Origin of the sequence: Paenibacillus pinistramenti (assembly GCF_005869875.1) — a bacterium.
Classification (GTDB): domain Bacteria; phylum Bacillota; class Bacilli; order Paenibacillales; family Paenibacillaceae; genus Fontibacillus; species Fontibacillus pinistramenti.
This window is the reverse complement of sequence record NZ_VAWG01000002.1, coordinates 474,473-491,718: the sequence shown is the minus strand read 5'-3', so window position 1 is coordinate 491,718 and position 17,246 is coordinate 474,473. Positions and strand designations below refer to the sequence as shown.

The 17,246-nt window shown below is 51.3% G+C and carries 20 protein-coding genes; 18 read left to right on the top strand and 2 right to left on the bottom strand.

All coding sequences use genetic code 11. The features are described from left to right. The first annotated feature begins 139 nt into the window (after positions 1–139). From FCN15_RS05020 to FCN15_RS04940, 17 genes are all read left to right on the top strand, one after another. A complete protein-coding gene (locus tag FCN15_RS05020; protein ID WP_138493869.1) occupies positions 140–955 on the top strand; it encodes a sensor histidine kinase in 816 nt (271 codons plus the stop codon). A gap of 64 nt (positions 956–1,019) precedes the next feature. Then, positions 1,020–1,706, top strand: coding sequence for a response regulator (locus FCN15_RS05015; RefSeq protein ID WP_138493868.1), 687 nt, complete (start codon positions 1,020–1,022; stop codon positions 1,704–1,706). A gap of 260 nt (positions 1,707–1,966) precedes the next feature. Then, entirely contained in the window at positions 1,967–2,329 is a 363-nt protein-coding gene (locus tag FCN15_RS05010) for a replication termination protein (RefSeq protein ID WP_138493867.1), read from the top strand. A gap of 143 nt (positions 2,330–2,472) precedes the next feature. Continuing rightward, entirely contained in the window at positions 2,473–3,099 is a 627-nt protein-coding gene (locus FCN15_RS05005) for an FMN-dependent NADH-azoreductase (RefSeq protein WP_138493866.1), read from the top strand. Between the two features lie 219 nt (positions 3,100–3,318). Beyond that, positions 3,319–4,032 (top strand): MgtC/SapB family protein, encoded by a 714-nt coding sequence (locus FCN15_RS05000; protein WP_138493865.1) that lies wholly within the window; start codon positions 3,319–3,321, stop codon positions 4,030–4,032. A 71-nt stretch (positions 4,033–4,103) separates the two neighbouring features. Beyond that, positions 4,104–4,868: a DODA-type extradiol aromatic ring-opening family dioxygenase gene (locus tag FCN15_RS04995; RefSeq protein ID WP_138493864.1), complete on the top strand. Its 765-nt coding sequence runs from the start codon at positions 4,104–4,106 to the stop codon at positions 4,866–4,868. A gap of 109 nt (positions 4,869–4,977) precedes the next feature. Continuing rightward, positions 4,978–5,676, top strand: coding sequence for a response regulator transcription factor (locus tag FCN15_RS04990; protein ID WP_138493863.1), 699 nt, complete (start codon positions 4,978–4,980; stop codon positions 5,674–5,676). Then, the gene (locus tag FCN15_RS04985) at positions 5,666–6,787 is read left to right on the top strand and encodes a sensor histidine kinase (protein ID WP_203232081.1); all 1,122 of its coding nucleotides are present in this window, start codon (positions 5,666–5,668) and stop codon (positions 6,785–6,787) included. The genes FCN15_RS04990 and FCN15_RS04985 overlap by 11 nt, the downstream gene beginning before the upstream one ends. 169 nt (positions 6,788–6,956) lie before the next feature. Then, a complete protein-coding gene (locus FCN15_RS04980) occupies positions 6,957–7,472 on the top strand; it encodes a sigma-70 family RNA polymerase sigma factor (RefSeq protein WP_138493862.1) in 516 nt (171 codons plus the stop codon). A gap of 48 nt (positions 7,473–7,520) precedes the next feature. After that, a complete protein-coding gene (locus FCN15_RS04975) occupies positions 7,521–8,198 on the top strand; it encodes an MOSC domain-containing protein (protein WP_138493861.1) in 678 nt (225 codons plus the stop codon). A gap of 270 nt (positions 8,199–8,468) precedes the next feature. After that, a complete protein-coding gene (locus tag FCN15_RS04970; RefSeq protein WP_138493860.1) occupies positions 8,469–9,014 on the top strand; it encodes an HD-GYP domain-containing protein in 546 nt (181 codons plus the stop codon). Positions 9,015–9,161: 147 nt separating this feature from the next. Beyond that, the gene (locus FCN15_RS04965) at positions 9,162–10,004 is read left to right on the top strand and encodes an aldo/keto reductase (protein ID WP_138493859.1); all 843 of its coding nucleotides are present in this window, start codon (positions 9,162–9,164) and stop codon (positions 10,002–10,004) included. A 215-nt stretch (positions 10,005–10,219) separates the two neighbouring features. Next, positions 10,220–10,756 (top strand): GNAT family N-acetyltransferase, encoded by a 537-nt coding sequence (locus FCN15_RS04960; RefSeq protein WP_138493858.1) that lies wholly within the window; start codon positions 10,220–10,222, stop codon positions 10,754–10,756. 38 nt (positions 10,757–10,794) lie between these two features. Then, entirely contained in the window at positions 10,795–11,199 is a 405-nt protein-coding gene (locus FCN15_RS04955) for a hypothetical protein (RefSeq protein WP_138493857.1), read from the top strand. An 18-nt stretch (positions 11,200–11,217) separates the two neighbouring features. Further along, a complete protein-coding gene (locus FCN15_RS04950; RefSeq protein ID WP_138493856.1) occupies positions 11,218–11,964 on the top strand; it encodes an SDR family NAD(P)-dependent oxidoreductase in 747 nt (248 codons plus the stop codon). 246 nt (positions 11,965–12,210) lie between these two features. After that, entirely contained in the window at positions 12,211–13,899 is a 1,689-nt protein-coding gene (locus FCN15_RS04945; protein ID WP_138493855.1) for a glycoside hydrolase family 13 protein, read from the top strand. Positions 13,900–13,930: 31 nt separating this feature from the next. After that, complete coding sequence (locus FCN15_RS04940; protein ID WP_138493854.1) at positions 13,931–14,845, top strand: NAD(P)/FAD-dependent oxidoreductase; 915 nt, start codon at positions 13,931–13,933, stop codon at positions 14,843–14,845. A gap of 81 nt (positions 14,846–14,926) precedes the next feature. Here the strand turns inward: FCN15_RS04940 and FCN15_RS04935 are convergent, their stop codons facing one another. Then, positions 14,927–15,115: a hypothetical protein gene (locus FCN15_RS04935; protein WP_138493853.1), complete on the bottom strand. Its 189-nt coding sequence runs from the start codon at positions 15,113–15,115 to the stop codon at positions 14,927–14,929. 179 nt (positions 15,116–15,294) lie between these two features. On the opposite strand from FCN15_RS04935, the gene FCN15_RS04930 reads away from it, so the two are divergent. After that, on the top strand, positions 15,295–15,804 hold the full coding sequence (locus FCN15_RS04930) for a GNAT family N-acetyltransferase (RefSeq protein WP_138493852.1): 510 nt from the start codon (positions 15,295–15,297) through the stop codon (positions 15,802–15,804). A gap of 127 nt (positions 15,805–15,931) precedes the next feature. Here the strand turns inward: FCN15_RS04930 and FCN15_RS04925 are convergent, their stop codons facing one another. Then, complete coding sequence (locus tag FCN15_RS04925; RefSeq protein ID WP_138493851.1) at positions 15,932–17,164, bottom strand: MFS transporter; 1,233 nt, start codon at positions 17,162–17,164, stop codon at positions 15,932–15,934. Positions 17,165–17,246 lie beyond the last annotated feature (82 nt).

The following is a 17,246-nucleotide window of genomic DNA, read 5'->3' as shown; positions in this document are numbered from 1 at the left end:
CTGAAGCAGCAAGCCGGAGCCGGGGCAGATCCCATGCTCCGGCTTGTTTCCGTTCCGGTAACTTCCGGTTCTTTGCCTTCACCGCGGGTTTGTCGTATATTCGTAAGATATAGAAACAATGCTGCAGGGGAGTTAAACTATGTCCTACAAACAGATCAAGTGGCTCATTTTGCTGCTGCCTCCTTTGCTGATGGGAACGTGGGAGCTGCTGCGGCATACGGTTCTTATGCCTTATTTTTCAATGAATGCCGGCAATGCAGTGACACCTGTGCTTCTGTTTATGATTGTGCTGGCGCTGCTGCTGCCTTTATTCAGAAGGCTGGAGAAGCTGCAGGAGGACCTTCACCGGGAACGGCTGGTCAAATCCGAGCTGGAGGCAAGGGAAAGGCTGGCCAGAGAGCTGCATGACGGGATTGCGCAGTCGCTGTTCCTGCTTGCCGTTAAGCTGGATAAAGCAGAGAAAGCGGGCAGAAGGGGAGAAGACATTCAGCTGGACGAGCTTAAGCGAACCGTACATAAAGTAAATGATTATGTCCGCCAGTCCATTTCCAGTTTACGATACCCGGCTGAGGAGACAGCGGTCATAGGCGGAACTATGCCGGGACTGGTGGCGGATCTGGAACAGGACATTCCGATCCGGATCCGGCTGGACTGGCGAATGGAGGAGCATCTGCTCACCACGAAAGAGAAAGTGGAGCTTATAGCCTGCATCCGGGAGGCGGTCATCAATGCCCGCAAGCATTCAGGCCAATCCGAGGTTCGGATCCAAGGGGAAGCGCTGAATACCGGCTGGCGGGTTCAAATTACGGATAACGGACCTGGCATAACGCCGGAAGATCTGTCCAAGCCGGGAAAATACGGACTCCGCATCCTGCAGGAACGGGCAGCCAAGATGGGCTGGAAGGTTCAGCTGGAGAGCGGACAAGGACATACGACGGTAATGATTGAGAAGTGAACAAGAAAGAGAAGAAGGAAGAAGCAAAAGGAAGAGCAGAAGGAAGAAAAGGAGATTTTGAACCATGAAGGCAAGAGTATTGGTGGTTGATGACAACGAACTCGCCAGGGAAGGAATCTGCGATATTTTATCCGAGGATGAGGCGTTTGAGGTCATTGGCACGGCATCCGGCGGGCGAGAGGCCATTGCGATGACCGAGCAGTATATGCCCGACTTGATTCTCATGGATATTGGCATGCCGGATCTGGACGGGCTGGAAGCGACGCGGACGATCAAGCTGCGTTTTCCTTATATAAAAATTGTCCTGGTCACCGTATCCGATGATGCGGCTTATTTATTTGAAGCGCTGAAGCAGGGGGCACAGGGGTTTCTGCTGAAAAATCTGTCCCCGTCGACCTGGATCGAATACCTCCACGCCGTCCTGAACGATGAGGCCATGTTCTCAAGCGAGCTGGCGATGCAGATTCTGCGCGAAATTCCGGCCGCCCCCAAATCAGCGCGGGAGGACGAGCAGCCGCTTACAGCGCGGGAAAGGGAGATTCTGCAGTGGGTGGCGCAGGGCATGACGAACCGGGAGGTCGCGGAGGTGCTCGAAATCTCCGACCAGACGGTTAAGAATCATCTGAAGAACATCATGCACAAGCTGCAGCTCGAGAACCGCGTTCAGCTCACACGCTATGCGGTGGAGAGGGGCTGGGTGAAGGCGAAACGCGACCACCGCGACCCCAAGGGCCATCGTCCCCAAAAATAAACGGATTTACGCCTTGCGGCCATCCTGAAAATGGATGAGCCGCTTTTTTTGCACTCAAAAACCTTCCCTATTTATACCATTACAACATATGAAAAATTCACAATAGAAAACCCATTCCCGCCTCTTAGTTCATACCTGCTTCCCCATACCATCCGCCTCCATAGCCTCAAAACATTGAAAAAGGACAGAATTGACCCTGTTCTGAATATTTCATACAATTAAATTCATGGATAAATATAGGACAAGAACGGAGGAGCATCATGGCCTTTATGATCGCGCAGCGCGCTTTTTTAAAGTTATATTTGCTGAAGCTGGTTGAGGAGCACCGCGGGTACGGCTATCAAATGCTGGAGGAGCTGAAGACGGAGTTTGCGCCTTTCGGGTACGTGCCGCCGCAAAGTGAAATTTACCGGGCGCTGCATGAGCTGGTTCAAGAAGGGGTGCTGTACCGGACCAAGAAGCTGAAGGGCGGCGATCCGGGCGTCGATTTCCAGGAAATCGTGTTGTACCATTTTACGGATGGAGGGATAGAGAAGGCCCAGCTGTACCGCAAGCAGGTCAAGACAGATCTGGACCGCTGCCTCGGGATTCTGAACAAAGCGGCCCGGGACCATTTTGCCTGAACCGGCTGTCCAGCCTTGCTTCTTTCCTGAGAACAACTAAATATTTGTTATTAAAAAATTATTTGTTGACAAGTGAATAATAACCACTTACTATACTATTTATAGTTATAAAATAAATATAAGTAATCCTCAGGAGGGAAACTATGTCACACGTTCTGTTTATTAAAGCTAACGGCCGTCCAGCCGAGCAATCCGTTTCTGTTAAATTATACGAAAGCTTCCTTCACAGCTACAAAGCTGCTCATCCGGAAGACGCGGTAACCGAGCTTGATCTGTTCGCTGCCGACCTTCCTTACTACGATAACGATATGCTGACCGGCCTGTACAAGCTGGGCAATGATATTCCTGCAGCACCAGCTGAACAAAAAGCCGCTGACCTGGCTAACACATATCTGGATCAATTCCTGGCTGCAGACAAAGTGGTATTTGCATTCCCGCTCTGGAACTTCACCATTCCTGCCCAGCTGCTGACTTACCTGTTCTATTTGAACCAAGCTGGCAAAACGTTTAAATACACAGCCGAAGGTCCTGTCGGCCTTGTAGGCGAGAAGAAAGTCGCTCTGCTGAACGCACGCGGCGGTGTTTATTCCGAAGGCCCTATGGCCGCTATGGAAATGTCGCTGAACTACGTGAAGAATGTTCTGGCGTTCTGGGGCGTTCAAAACCCTGAAACGATTGTGGTGGAAGGCCACAACCAATTCGCTGACCGCGCCGAAGCTATTGTTCAGGATGGCGTTAAACAAGCCGCTGAGCTGGCAGCACGTTTCTAATTCAGCCTCGCGCAGCATGGAATAATCTTATATTGATATGGAATAATCTTATATTGATATGGAAAAATCATAAGGAGAGCCGTCAACAGACGGCTCTCCTTATTTGTTTTTGCCGGGCAGTCTCCGGGGCTGAAGTTAATTTCTGGCTGAACTCAACTTGCTTAGACAGGGTGAATACAATTATACTCAGAGATATTTTTAGAAGGAGCTGCACACGTCATGAACCCAAGCTTGGAACCGGCAATCAAAATGGTTATCGCACTTTTATTCGGCTTGCTGATCGGGATAGACCGCCAGCTCAAGCAGAAGCCGCTCGGCGTCAAGACAAGTATGGTCATCTCTATCGCAAGCTGTCTGATCACAATTGTGTCCATCGAATCCTTTCATAAATTCGGCGGGCCGGAGCATCCTAACATGGATCCTATGCGGCTTGCCGCGCAGATCGTGAGCGGGATAGGCTTTCTGGGCGCCGGGGTTATTCTGCGCAGAAACAATGACGCGATTTCGGGACTGACCTCCGCTGCAATGATCTGGGCAGCCTCGGGTCTTGGGATTGCAGTCGGTGCCGGGTTTTATAAAGAGGCGGCAGTTGCGGTTGTGCTGCTCATTATTTCTGTTAACCTGGTTCCATTTCTCATTAAACTGGTCGGTCCGACTAATCTGAACAAGAGAGACGTTAACATCAAGATTATTATGAAGGCCAACGACAGCGTGAGCAGGATGATCCGTACCATTGAGAATACTCACTTTGTAAAACTGGAGGACAAGTCGAAGGAACACCGGATCCGCAATTTAAAAATCAAGGACCTGGACGGTGAGCGGCAGCAGGTCAGCATGGTTCTGACCGCCCAGCGGAAGGAATTTGCGACGGAAATCTATTACTTTATCCGCCATTTGGACTATGTGATCAGTGTAGAAGTAGAGCAATTATAGGTTTGACATTAGGAGCAATCAAAAGTATACTTACTAACAAAAGGTAATTTACTTAATGGAGGTGTGCTGCTTTGATTTCTCCTTTATTTCTGGCTCATGGTTCTCCGATGCTGGCCATTGAAGATAAATCATATACCCGTTTTCTCAAGCAGCTGGGCGCTGAATTGAAGCCTGATGCGATTGTTATTTTTACGGCGCACTGGGAAACCGAGACAATAACGGTCTCTTCCCATAATGAGGTTTATGAAACGATCTATGATTTCTACGGATTCCCGGATGAGCTGTACACGCTGAAATATCCGGCCAAAGGAAGTACAGCCGCTGCCAAGCAGGTGACGGATTTTTTCACAGAGCACGGGATACAATGGGAATCCGACCAGACCCGGGGACTGGATCACGGCTCGTGGACGATGCTGTATCATATGTTCCCTGCCGCTGACGTGCCAGTCGTCCAGATATCTGTCAATCCTTTCTTAAGCCCTGCCGTCCAGCACAGCATTGGTGCAGCGCTTAAGGAGCTTTCGAATCAGAACATTCTTGTCATCGGAAGCGGAGTTACCGTGCATAATCTCCGGGCAGTGAACTGGGATGCGGACAAATCAGATGCCTGGGCCGTTGAATTTGACGAATGGCTGGTTCAGCAGATGAAGGAGAATCAGCTGCAGAAGCTGTTCCGGTACCGGACTGAAGCACCTTATGCAGAGCTTGCGGTTCCCCGGGCAGAGCATTTTGTCCCGCTCTTCATAGCGATGGGAGCAGGCGACCTGTCTCGGGCGCAGGTTATCTACCGGGATTATGAATTCGGGAATTTGAGCTATATGTGCTTGAGCTTTTGATCATCAAAATGGAAATGCCTGCGGCGGCTCGCCTAAGAGCCGCCGTTTTGTTGTGCGGTTATCTCATGTTAGAATAATAGCTATTATAGAGATAGAAGGATGGTTTCCATTGGATAAACAGATTCTGATTGTAGATGACGACGATAAGATCGCCAGACTGGTTGAAATCTATCTGGTGAACGAAGGTTTTGCAGTGTCGAAAGCGTCGGACGGCTATCAGGCGCTAGAGATTATGGATCGTGAGGATATACAGCTGATTATCCTGGATGTCATGATGCCGGGGATGAACGGAATAGACGTTTGTATCCGCATCCGCGAGAACCATACGACTCCGATCCTGATGCTGAGCGCCAAAGACAGCGATATGGACAAGATTAACGGCCTGATGACCGGGGCGGATGATTATATGGTGAAGCCCTTTAACCCGCTGGAGCTGGTGGCCAGAGTAAAGTCGCTGCTGCGGCGTTCCTCTTACCAGAACCCTTCCGCTGCCTCCCCGCCATCGGAACATGTGATCAAAGTCGGGCCGCTTCAGTGTGACAAGGAGACCCATTCTGCTACCGTGTACGGCTCTCCGGTCAAGCTGACGCCAATTGAATTTGGCATCCTGTATCTGCTTGCCAGCCATCCCGGGCGCGTCTTCAGCTCGGAGGAGATTTTTGAACTGATATGGAAAGACAAATATTTTGATTCCAACAACTCGGTCACGGTGCATATCAGCCGGCTGCGGGACAAGCTGGAGAAAGAGATGGAAGGGGAAAAGCTTATTCATACCGTGTGGGGGGTAGGTTACAAACTTGAAGGCTAGCTTGCGTGTATTGGCTTGGCTGTTCTGGACAGCCATCTCCTCGGTAATCGCCTTTCTGCTGTTTGTGCTGCTGGCGAAATCGGTATTTATGTTCTATCCCTCCATCAACGTGCAGTCCATTCTCATCTGGGTGAACCGGTATATCGGCTATCCGGAGGCTTATTACTATGCCGCTGTGCCGATTGTGCTGCTGTTCTCGATCTATTTCTTCCGGCGGGAAATGCGTCATAGAGAGCGTCATTATCTGGACCAGCTCATTGAAGAGGTACATTTAATCGGACATGTCGGCCCGGATCATAAGATTACGGTGCGTTCCGTCGGGCAGCTGGGCCAGCTGGCGGCGGATATTAACAGCATGCTGGACCGCCTGAAGCAGTCCGTTGAAGAGGAGCGCCGCGCCGAACAGACCAAGAATGAACTCATTACCAACATTTCGCACGATTTGCGGACACCGCTTACCACCATTACCGGATACCTTGGTTTGGTCGACCAGGACAAGTACCGTGATGAGGTGGAGCTCCGTTATTATATGAACATGGCCTATGAGGAATCGATCCGTTTGAAGAAGCTGATGGAGGACCTGTTTGAATACACCCGCCTCAGCAACAAAGGCAATAAAATGCAGTGGGCCAGGATCAACGTTGCGGAAATGCTGAACCAGCTGGTAGCCCAGTTCGGCTGGCAGCTTCACGAGCACCATATGGAAGCCAGGCTGGCCCTGGAGGGTCAGCTGGTGATTTGGGGGGACGGCGACAAGCTGAGAAGAGTGTACGAGAATCTCATTACGAACGCGATGCGTTACGGACAGGAAGGCCGTTATCTGGACATCCGTGGCCGGGTGGAAGGCGATGAGGTTGTCACAGAAGTGATCAACTACGGGGAGCCGATTCCGCAACGGGACCTGCCGTATTTGTTCGAACGCTTCTACCGCGTGGAGAAATCAAGAGCCCAGCATACGGGCGGCTCGGGAATTGGTCTGGCCATAGCGAAAAATATTGTGGAGCTGCATCACGGCACAATTTCGGCCGATAGTGACGAGCAGCGGACCGTCTTTACCGTTCGCTTCCGCAAGAAATTCAGCCCTCTGGAGCAGACGGAGCAGGAGCAGTAAGACGCTGCCTGATGCCAGGCCTATTTGCTTGTAAAGTGAATCTTAATAAATTCTTTATAATTTCTTAGCGGTACAGAAAGCTCTGATTGGCATAATAAATGCAGACCTGTGTGATTTCAGGTTTGCGGCGCCAGCCTGGCGCCCGGATTGGATCAGAGGAGGCAAAGAAATGAAATCTGACAGTCTGGATAATGTTTACAGGGAATATCAGATGGATGTTTACCGTTATTTACTGGGTTTATGCAAAGACCACTTTACAGCAGAAGACCTGATGCAGGAGACCTTTTACCGCGCATTTATACATTTGGACCAGACGAAGAATGACAAGGTGAAGCCGTGGCTGATCCGGGTGGCTTACCATGCTTTTATCGACAAAACCCGGAAAGACAGCCGGATGAAAATGTACGATTCGGATTATTTCCGTTCGCTGCCGGATCTCGATACGCCGGAGGCGCGGCTGATGAGCTCGGAGAACAAAGAGGATTTGTACGAAAGGCTCGGCCGTCTACCGGCGCAGCAGCAGGAAGCCATCATTCTTTATGATATTCACGGCTACTCCTACCGGGAGGCGTCGGAGATGATGGGAATGAAGCTGTCGCGCTATAAAATCGTGCTGTACCGCGCCCGCCAGCGCCTCAAGCAGGATTGCCTGAACAGCAGCCAGTCTTTCCTCGAAGTGATATAATAGTGCATTATAGCTGTTACTAATCGTAATCGGGAAGAGGCGGACTAAATGAGCGAGCAGTATCGTTTGCAATCGCTGAATATCGGCAGACCCGTGCTGCTGCAGGGACATTCGAAGGAAGTCATGTCCGGGTTTGGCAAAGTGCCGACGGAGGAACGCATTTATCTGTCAGCTGTCAATCTGGAAGGAGACGGTCAGGGAGACACCGTCAATCATGGAGGCGTGGACAAAGCCGTTTGTGTTTATTGCTACGAGCATTATCCTTACTGGGAGAAGCGTCTTAACCGCAAGTTCCCGCCAGGCGCGTTCGGAGAGAATGTGACGCTGGAAGGCTTGACCGAGGAGGATGTGAGGATCGGCGATATTTTTGAATGGGGAGAAGCTGTGGTACAGGTCAGCCAGCCGCGGCAGCCCTGCTACAAAATCGGCGTTTATCATCAGCTTCCTGAATTTACAGCTTATGTCGAGCAGACCGGCTACACGGGCTTTTATTTCCGGGTGCTTAAGCCGGGCTTTGTCAGCAAGCGGGACGGCCTGACGAGATTGGAGAAGGACAGCCTTGGCGTCAGCATTGCTTATGCGAACCAAGTGAAGTACCGGAATAAGTCAGATTTAAACGGAATCCGGAAGGTGCTCGAAGTCCCAGCCTTATCGGACAGCTGGCGCGCCACGTTCAACAAGCGGCTGGCGAAGCTGGCTGAAGGACAGGCGGATCAAAATCGATAAAAAAACTTAAAACTGTGCAGACTAGAAAGAGGCGCCCTTACGGAGAACCGGTAATGGAACCTCTTCTTTTTTTTCAATCATCCCGATCATTTGGCAGCGTTTGATCTGTGCAGGATATTTGACCTATAATGATGGATGGTTTTGGAAAACTTATAAAAAGGAGAAAAAAATGAATTATGGAGGGAAAGGAGAAACGTGAAAGAAAAGGAGGATATAACCCCTGGAGGGACTGCGCTGGAAGAAACTGATTCATTGTACTGGATCAGGAGGATGCGGAACGAAAGCCCGGATATTTTCTCACATGGCTTCAGGGTGGCAGCCTTTGCTGATCTTCTCGGACGCGGCCTGCAATTATCCGAAAGAGAGCTGGAGAACCTTAGAAGAGGATGCTTTCTTCACGATGTCGGAAAGGTCATGATGCCGGACGGTATTCTGGCCAAGCCGCAGCCGCTGAATGAGAAGGAGAGAAAGACGCTTGAGCTGCATGCAGTGCTGGGAGATTTGATTGTGTCCGGCATCAGCGGGCTTGATCCTTCTATTGCGAAGACCGTCAGATCGCATCATGAGAGATGGGACGGGACCGGATATCCGGATCGCTTGAGAGGTGAGGATATCCCTTTATATGCCCGGATTTGCAGGATTGCCGATGCTTTTGACCATATGCTTCAGGAAATTGCTATACATACAAACAGCAGGGAAGTTCTGATAGAAGCTAGAAGCAGATTGAAGCAAGGATGCGCCAAGCAGTTTGACGAGAATTTGGTTACCGTATTTCTGAATATTCCGGATGACAAGCTGGGTGTTTATTCAGGGTAAGCCTGCGTTCCCGGTATTTCCCGGTGTTCATGGTGTTCGGGTATTCCTAGTTTCTCCGGTGTGCCGGGCGTTCCGGACGGCCGCTTCACTTTAGAAATAAAAAGGTTCATAATAGGACAAGAAACCGATTTGAAGGAGGATCATAGAATGCCTAATTCACTGCAGGACAGAGTTACCTTAAACAATGGAGTTGAAATGCCCTGGCTTGGACTCGGGGTGTTTAAAGTCAAAGAAGGCGACGAAGTGGTAGAATCGGTTAAAGCCGCTGTTAAACATGGTTACCGCAGTATTGATACTGCATCTGCTTACAGGAATGAAGAAGGCGTTGGACAAGCCGTCAGGGAAGCGGTTCAGGAGTTCGGAATCGCCCGTGATGAACTGTTCATTACCTCCAAAGTGTGGAATCCCGATCAGGGGTACCAAAGCACGCTGGATGCATTTGATTCAACGATGAGCAGGCTGGGGCTCGACTATCTGGATCTTTATCTGGTTCACTGGCCTGTCAAAGGCAAATACAAAGATACCTGGAGAGCGCTTGAGAAAATATATAAGGACGGCAGAGTCCGGGCCATTGGCGTAAGCAATTTTCATGTGCATCACCTTGAGGATCTGCTGGCAGAGGCTTCGGTTGTTCCTGCCGTGGATCAAATCGAGTTTCATCCGTATTTGTCCCAGCCGGAGCTGCGTGAATACGCGCCTGCCAAGGGAATCCAGCTGGAAGCCTGGTCACCGCTTGCTCAGGGGCACATTCTGAAGGACGAAGTAATCGGCAGGATTGCGGCCAGTTACGGCAAGACGCCGGCCCAGATTGTACTGCGCTGGGATGTGCAGCATCAGGTCGTGACGATCCCGAAATCGGTTAAGAATGAGCGGATTATTGAAAATGCTTCTATCTTCGACTTTGAGCTGTCGGACAGCGATATGAAAGCGATTGACGAGCTGAACAGGAATGAAAGAGTCGGCTCGGATCCGGATAACTTTAACTTCTAAACAAGGGGCAGCGGTCAGGCTGCCAGCCGGCAAACCGGGCGGATACCGTCCGGTTTGTTTTTTGTGCGGAGAGGCATTTTCGATTATCCTGGTTCTGGAAATCTTGCAAAAATGTTATGATTAATAGGGCATCAAGCATACATAGACCCTATTCCCGCTGAAGGAGGCCAGGGACGCAAGTTTAATTCTTCGTAAGATGCAGGAGGATTGCTGGTATGATCATAGTAAGAGAAATGAAACTGGAGGAATCCGCGCTGCTGTCCCAGATTGACCGTTCGGAATATATTGGGAAAATCTATCGCCAGACCGCATCCGGAGTAGAGGAAAGCGAAGCCGGACACGAATGCGGCACATGGGACGAGGCGTCTCTCCAGAAACTGAAGCAGCGTTATGAGGAAGAGCTGCAGGCTGGCGGGAAGGCATTCGGGGCGTTTGAGGATGGCCTTCTCGTTGGTTTTGGAGTGCTTGCTCACAAGTTTCGCGGCAAGGACAGGGACCGGCTGCAGCTGGACCTGATGTATGTGACCCGCTCGCACCGGCGGATGGGGCTGGGCAGAAGAATCATGGATGAGATTAAGAAGGAAGCGGTGCGCCGGGGAGCCCGTTATTTGTACATTTCATCAACGGAGACGGAATCAGCGGTTCATTTCTACCGGCATTCCGGCAGTGTGCCGGCAGACGAAATCGATCAGGAGCTGTTTGCCCTTGAGCCGGAAGATATCCATATGGTTCTAAAGCTCGATGACGTCTAGGAGAACCGTTTCCGGCTAGGACTTGGAGGAGAGCGAAGTTGAGAAGCAATAAAGGGTATTTCTATTTTTTGATCTGGATCGCAGCGGCAGTGCTTCTGCTCTATTACGGCAACGGCTGGCTGGAACAAATGAAGCATAGAACGAATGTTACCGCTGATAAAAATTTTGCCATCCTTGGAGAGACGGCCTATGCCTTGGTGCTCGGCGCCTGTCTGAGCCTGCTGCTCGGGCTTCCGGGCCGGTTCAAACCTCACAAGCCGCTGCTGCTTGCGCTGTTTGCCCCCTGCTTCATTCTGTTTATTTATGCAGTAGCAGCTCAGGTTGTGGAGCTGCCGAAGCTTCCCTGGTACTCGGAAGTGACCCGGTATGAAGGCCGTTTCTTCTTTGGCGTAATAAGCGGGTTGTCCCTGGTACAAGGTTTGTTTGAAACCCGGAGAAAATAAGCAGCAGGAGGCGAAGATATGACATTTGAGAATAAGACAGTCGTCGTTACAGGAGCCGCTCAAGGGATTGGAAAAGGCGTCGCCGAAGCCTATGCCCGGGCCGGCGCGAGGGTGGTGCTGGCTGATACCAACGCCGAGCTGGGCGCCGCAGCGGCTGCGGCAATCCGGCAGGAAGGGGGAACCGCAGCGTTTATTGCCTGCAATGTGAAGTCTGAAGCAGAGGTGCGGGACCTGATGAAGCAGGCGGCTGAAGAGCACGGCAGTCTGGATATTCTGATCAACAATGCCGGACTTGGCATCTGGAAGCCGCCGCTTGAGCTTGAGCTGGAAGAATGGGATCACGTCATGAATACCAATGTGCGGGGATGCTTCCTCTGCGCGCGCGAAGCCGCCAAATATATGATCGGCTCAGGCGGAGGCTCGATCGTCAATCTGGCCTCAACCCGGGCGCTCATGTCTGAGCCGAACAGTGAAGCTTATGCGGCTTCCAAAGGAGCAATCGTGGCTTTAACCCATGCACTGGCTGTTTCCCTGGGACCAAATGGAGTTACGGTCAACTGCATCAGCCCCGGCTGGATTGAGAACGGGGATTATGAGGCGCTTCGCCCCGAGGATCATCAGCAGCATCCGGCAGGACGTGTCGGCCGGGCCGATGATATCGCACGTGCCTGCATGTATTTGACTTCCCCGGATAATGATTTTGTGACCGGCGTGAATCTGGTCGTCGACGGCGGAATGACCCGGAAGATGATATACGTGGAGTAGATGAGTACTGTCTATATAAGCTTGGCTTCATCTGAAGACAGGCTGGAGAGCTGAGCCGGGAAGGCGTTGTCCTCCCCGGTTTTTTTTGCTGGGGAAGAGGGGGAAATAATCAGGCATCGTTAATTGCTTGCGGGAATGGTTAAAAATATAGAAGGATGCAAACAATGGTACTTTAGAAGACATGATGAGAAGGGCCGGAGAGCAGGTAGATCGGAACCGGTCCTGCGGTTAGGAGGAGGAAGCAGCATGAAAGAGAGATGGTGGAAGGAAAGTGTCGTTTATCAGATTTATCCGGTCAGCTTCAAGGACACAAACGGCGACGGCATTGGCGATCTGCGCGGGATTACTTCCAAACTGGATTACCTGAAGGAGCTTGGCGTCGACGTCATCTGGGTGTGTCCCATTTATAAATCTCCAAACCATGATAATGGTTACGATATTAGTGATTACTGTGCAATTATGGATGAGTTCGGGACAATGGAGGATTTCGACCGGCTGCTGCGGGAGGTTCACGCACGGGGCATGAAGCTGATGATGGACCTGGTTCTGAATCATACTTCCGATGAGCACCCATGGTTTATAGAATCCGCCTCTTCTAAAGACAATCCGAAACGCGATTATTATATTTGGCGCAAGGGGAAAAACGACGGTCCCCCGAACAACTGGGAATCTTACTTCAGCGGCTCCGTCTGGGAATACGACGATAAGACGGATGAATATTATCTGCATTTATACTCCAAACACCAGCCCGATCTGAACTGGGAAAATGAAACCGTTATTGAAGAGCTGCACAACATGGTGCACTGGTGGCTGAAAAAAGGAGTCGACGGATTCCGTTTCGACGCAATCGCCCATATCGTAAAGGCCCAGGGGCTGCCCGATGCAGTTAATCTGAGCAATACTAAAACGGTGCGCGCTTACGAGCTGTTCTCCAATTTGGAGAAAGTCCACACCCTGCTGCAGAACCTGAATGATAAAGTGCTGTATTTCTACGATATTATGACCGTCGGGGAAACCTCGGGGCTTGGACCGGAGCAGGCTCTGGACTACGTTGGGGATACGCGGCGCGAGCTGAACATGGTGTTCCAGTTTGAGCATATGTTTCTCGATGCGGTCTCGCCGGGCAGCGGAAAATGGGACTACAAGCCCTGGAACCTGCTGGACTTGAAGAAGGTCATGAGCTTGTGGCAGACGGTGCTGCACAACTCCGGCTGGAACGCGAACTACTGGAATAACCATGATCAGCCCCGTTCGGTCAGCCGGTTTGGCAACGACAAGGAATACCGCGTTGTTTCGGCCAAAATGCTGGCCACCTTTATTCACACGCTCGAGGGGACGCCTTACATCTACCAGGGTGAAGAAATCGGGATGACAAATGCGGATTTCAGCTCCATTACTGATTACCGCGATGTGGAGACGCTCAATTTGTATCAGGAGCGGAAGCTGGCCGGTGTTCCGGAGAATGAGCTGATGGCAATGATCAAGCGGAAGAGCCGGGATAACGCCAGAACGCCCATGCAGTGGGATGCGACGGAGAATGCCGGATTCACAACCGGCAAGCCGTGGATTAAGGTTAACAGCAACTATAAAGAGATTAACGTAGCTGAGGCCCATAAGGACCCGAATTCCATCTATCACTATTATCGCAGGCTGATCGCGCTGCGCAAGCAGCATAAGGTCATTGTATACGGCGAATACAAGCTCCTGCTTCCGCTCCATACGGAGATTTATGCTTATACCCGGACGGTGGAGGAAGAGGGCATTCTGGTGATTTTAAATTTCTTTGACGGGGAGCCTGTCTGTGAGCTTCCTTCGGAGTTTAAGGACAAGGCAATCGAACTGCTGATTTCCAACTATGAACCGGTGCCGGGCGAACAATTCAGCAAGCTGAAGCTTCGGCCATACGAGGCGAGAGTGTATAAATACAATATTTGACCGGATATAAACAGGAGAGAGGGACAAAGAGATGATCTATGATTGCATCATTGTAGGAGGGGGAATTGCGGGCCTGCAGGCGGCCATACAGCTGGGCCGTTATACGGTGCACCAGATCCTGGTAGTGGATTCCGGGGAAGGAAGATCCACGCTGTGCCGTGAATATCATAATATATTGGGCTTTCCGGAGGGAGTGTCCGGACAAGAGCTCAGAAGCAGGGGAAGACAACAGGCGGAAAGCTTTGGCGTTACATTTGCAGACGATGCCATTGTCCGCGCTGTGAAGGAAGAAGAGGGATTCCGGCTGACCGGAGCAAGCGGGGAAAGCTATGCGGCACGAACCCTGCTCTTGGCGACCGGAATCGTGGACCGCTGCCCGGATATTCCAGGCCTGGAGCCGGCTTTTGGCAGGAGCGTCTATGTATGCCCGGACTGCGACGGGTACGAAATACACGGCAAAAGGACCCTGGTTATCGGTTCGGGTAATCCTGGAGCCCACATGGCGCTGCTTCTGGCGGAAAGGGCAAAGAGCCTGGTCTATATCAACCATGAGAAAGAGCATGTGGATGAACAGAACCACCGGCTGATGCATAAGGCGGGCATCCGGTACATGGAGCAGGCCGTAGAGGAAATTCTCCATGAGAAGGACGGCTATATTCAGGGAGTTCTCCTTGATGACGGGGCCTTGCTGGAGGCTGAACGCGCCTTTATTGCGTTTGGCCGCAATCATGTGCGGTCAGAGCTTGCGGAGCAGCTAGGCATTAAGCTTCACCACAACCGCCATGTTGAGGCCGATCCCCGTTCGAAGATGACAAACATCGAGAATGTCTGGGCGGCGGGTGACCTCGGTGTTCATTCGGAGCTGGTTACCGCTGCGATGGGCGACGGGGCTGTTGCGGCCATATGGATTAATAAGACGCTGCGCAAGATGAAGCAGAGTAACTAAAAACAGCAAGCCGGTCCACATCCCGTGTGGGCATTCCGGCTTGCTGTTTATTATTTGATACGGCTAAACGGCTGCGGCAGGTCAATCCATACGGTTCTCAACGGACTTCATGCGGTTTTGGTCGTCATCCTGGCGGTCATGGCTGAATTCTTGTCCAGCCGGAGCCTCCCCTTTTTCCATAACGCTTCTTGCAAAGTTAGCAAATTCCTGCTTCTGCTGGGTCATTTCCTGTTTGATCTTCAGCAGCTCATCCGGGTCTTGAGTGGTCATTGTTCTGCCTCCTTCTAAGAAATAGACGTGCACGCTTTATTATGACCCGCTGCGCCTCCGCTCAAACTTTCCTGATGCACATAGATTTTTTTGTGTTATATTGAGGATATTTAATAAAAATAGAGACAGGCCTGCCTAAGCACTGCCTGTTTGTTCAACTGAAGTGGAGGATACGAGGGATGCCTGAAATCAATTACACCATTAAAGATGCCGAAAGAAGCGATTTGAGCCGGATTGTGGAGATTTACAATTCCACCATTGCAGGCCGCCAGGTAACCGCCGATTTGGAGCTTATTACTACGGAGAGCCGGATTCCCTGGTATGAAGAGCACAGCCCGGAGCACCGCCCGCTGTGGGTGATGGAGATTGACGGGAAGATCGCCGCTTGGCTGAGCTTTCAGTCTTTTTACGGGCGGCCGGCCTATTTGGGAACTGCGGAGATTAGCATCTACATAGCGGAAGAGTATCGTTCTAAAGGACTTGGCAGTATTCTTGTTCAGCATGCGGTCGATAAATGTCCGGAGATCGGCGTACATACGCTGCTGGGTTTTGTATTCGGCCATAATGAGCCTAGCCTGCGGCTGCTCTCCAAGTTCGGTTTTGAAAAGTGGGGCCATCTGCCAAGAGTCGCCAACATGGACGGAATCGAAAGGGATCTGGTCATTGTAGGTCTTCGAGTCGCCGAATAAATAAATACAGAAACGGAAAAAACCGTTCCTAAAATGTAATGGCGGATCACACTTCCATTACATCTATGGAACGGTTTCTTTATTGTCAGGACCGGGCTTCCGGTACGTTAAAGTTTTTCATTCGCCTTCATCCGTTTTGGCCGGAGGCTGTTCTTCTGCGGTACAGGAGGATCAGCAGAGCCGAGCCTGCAAAGGCAGCGGTCACCAGCCACAACGGAATGCGGGGATCGATTTCATAGGCCCATCCGCCGATAATGCCCGCAGGGGAAGTCAGCAGCAGGATGAATACAGACAGCATCGAGAACATTTTGGCCCGCTTCTCATCGTCAATCGCATTTTGAACGGCGGCCTCCAGATAAGGCGAGCTGATCATCAGCCCCACAGCCGCCAGCACGGTGCTGAGTCCTACCCAATACAGATTGCCTGTTGGATAAAGGACAAGCATGACGTTCGACAGAACGGACAGCCAGAAGCCTGCCGTCATGGCCCGGGTTTCAGCTGAGGAGGATATTTTTGGCATAATCAGCCACAAAGCAAGCAGCATCACCGCGGAGGAGACGGCCGGGAACAGGGAAATGATGCCGCTGCCGATGTGCAGATAATCCGCGAGATACAGGGACAGGTACGTCGTTTTGAGCGTGGACTGAAAATTAAACAGAATATACACGCCGAAGATCAGCAGCAGGCTTCTGTTGCGGAAAATTTCCCCGACCGACTGCCAGTAATCCAGCAGAATCTCCTTAAATCCAAGCTCCCTCGTTTCCTTCATTTTGCGGAGCCCGATCTCCGTCTCCTGAGTGGTTAAATGACGCCCGACAAACTGGATGGTCATCATCACGCAGGCCAGCACATACATGATACGTACGCCGGGTACAAGTCCGTAGTGCGCGACCAGCAGGCCGCCAAGCGGGGCAAAGAGCCCGCCGATGACGCCGATAATCTGCAGCAGCGTGAAGACGTAGGTCCTGTCGGACGGCTTAGAGTCCTCAACGATCAGGCAGTAGAAAGCGGTATTGGGAACACGCTGAAATCCGTTCAGCAGGGCTGCGGCCAGGAAGATCCAGAGATTGTGCGAGACGGCCCACAGAAGGGTGGCAAGGGTCCAGCTCAGCAGATCGAAATACAGAATCGCTGCCTTCCGGCCCATCCTGTCGGTCAGGTAGCCGCTGATTAAAGAAGAGAACACCTGGACGATCAAGCCGATGGTCGTAACCCAGCCGATTGCCGTCTCGGTTAAGCCCTGCTCGTACATGTACAGGGTGGCATAGGTAGAGAACATGCTGTAAGGAATTAAGAATAACGGCTCAAAGGCCAGGCATCCCCGGCTGTTTCCCTGGAGCCGGCTGAATAGGGGTCGCATGGGTTCAGTCCTCCGGTCTTTATGTAAAAGCTAAAATTAACGTTATACGTCATGTTCATTAAATCATGGTAAATCTTACTAT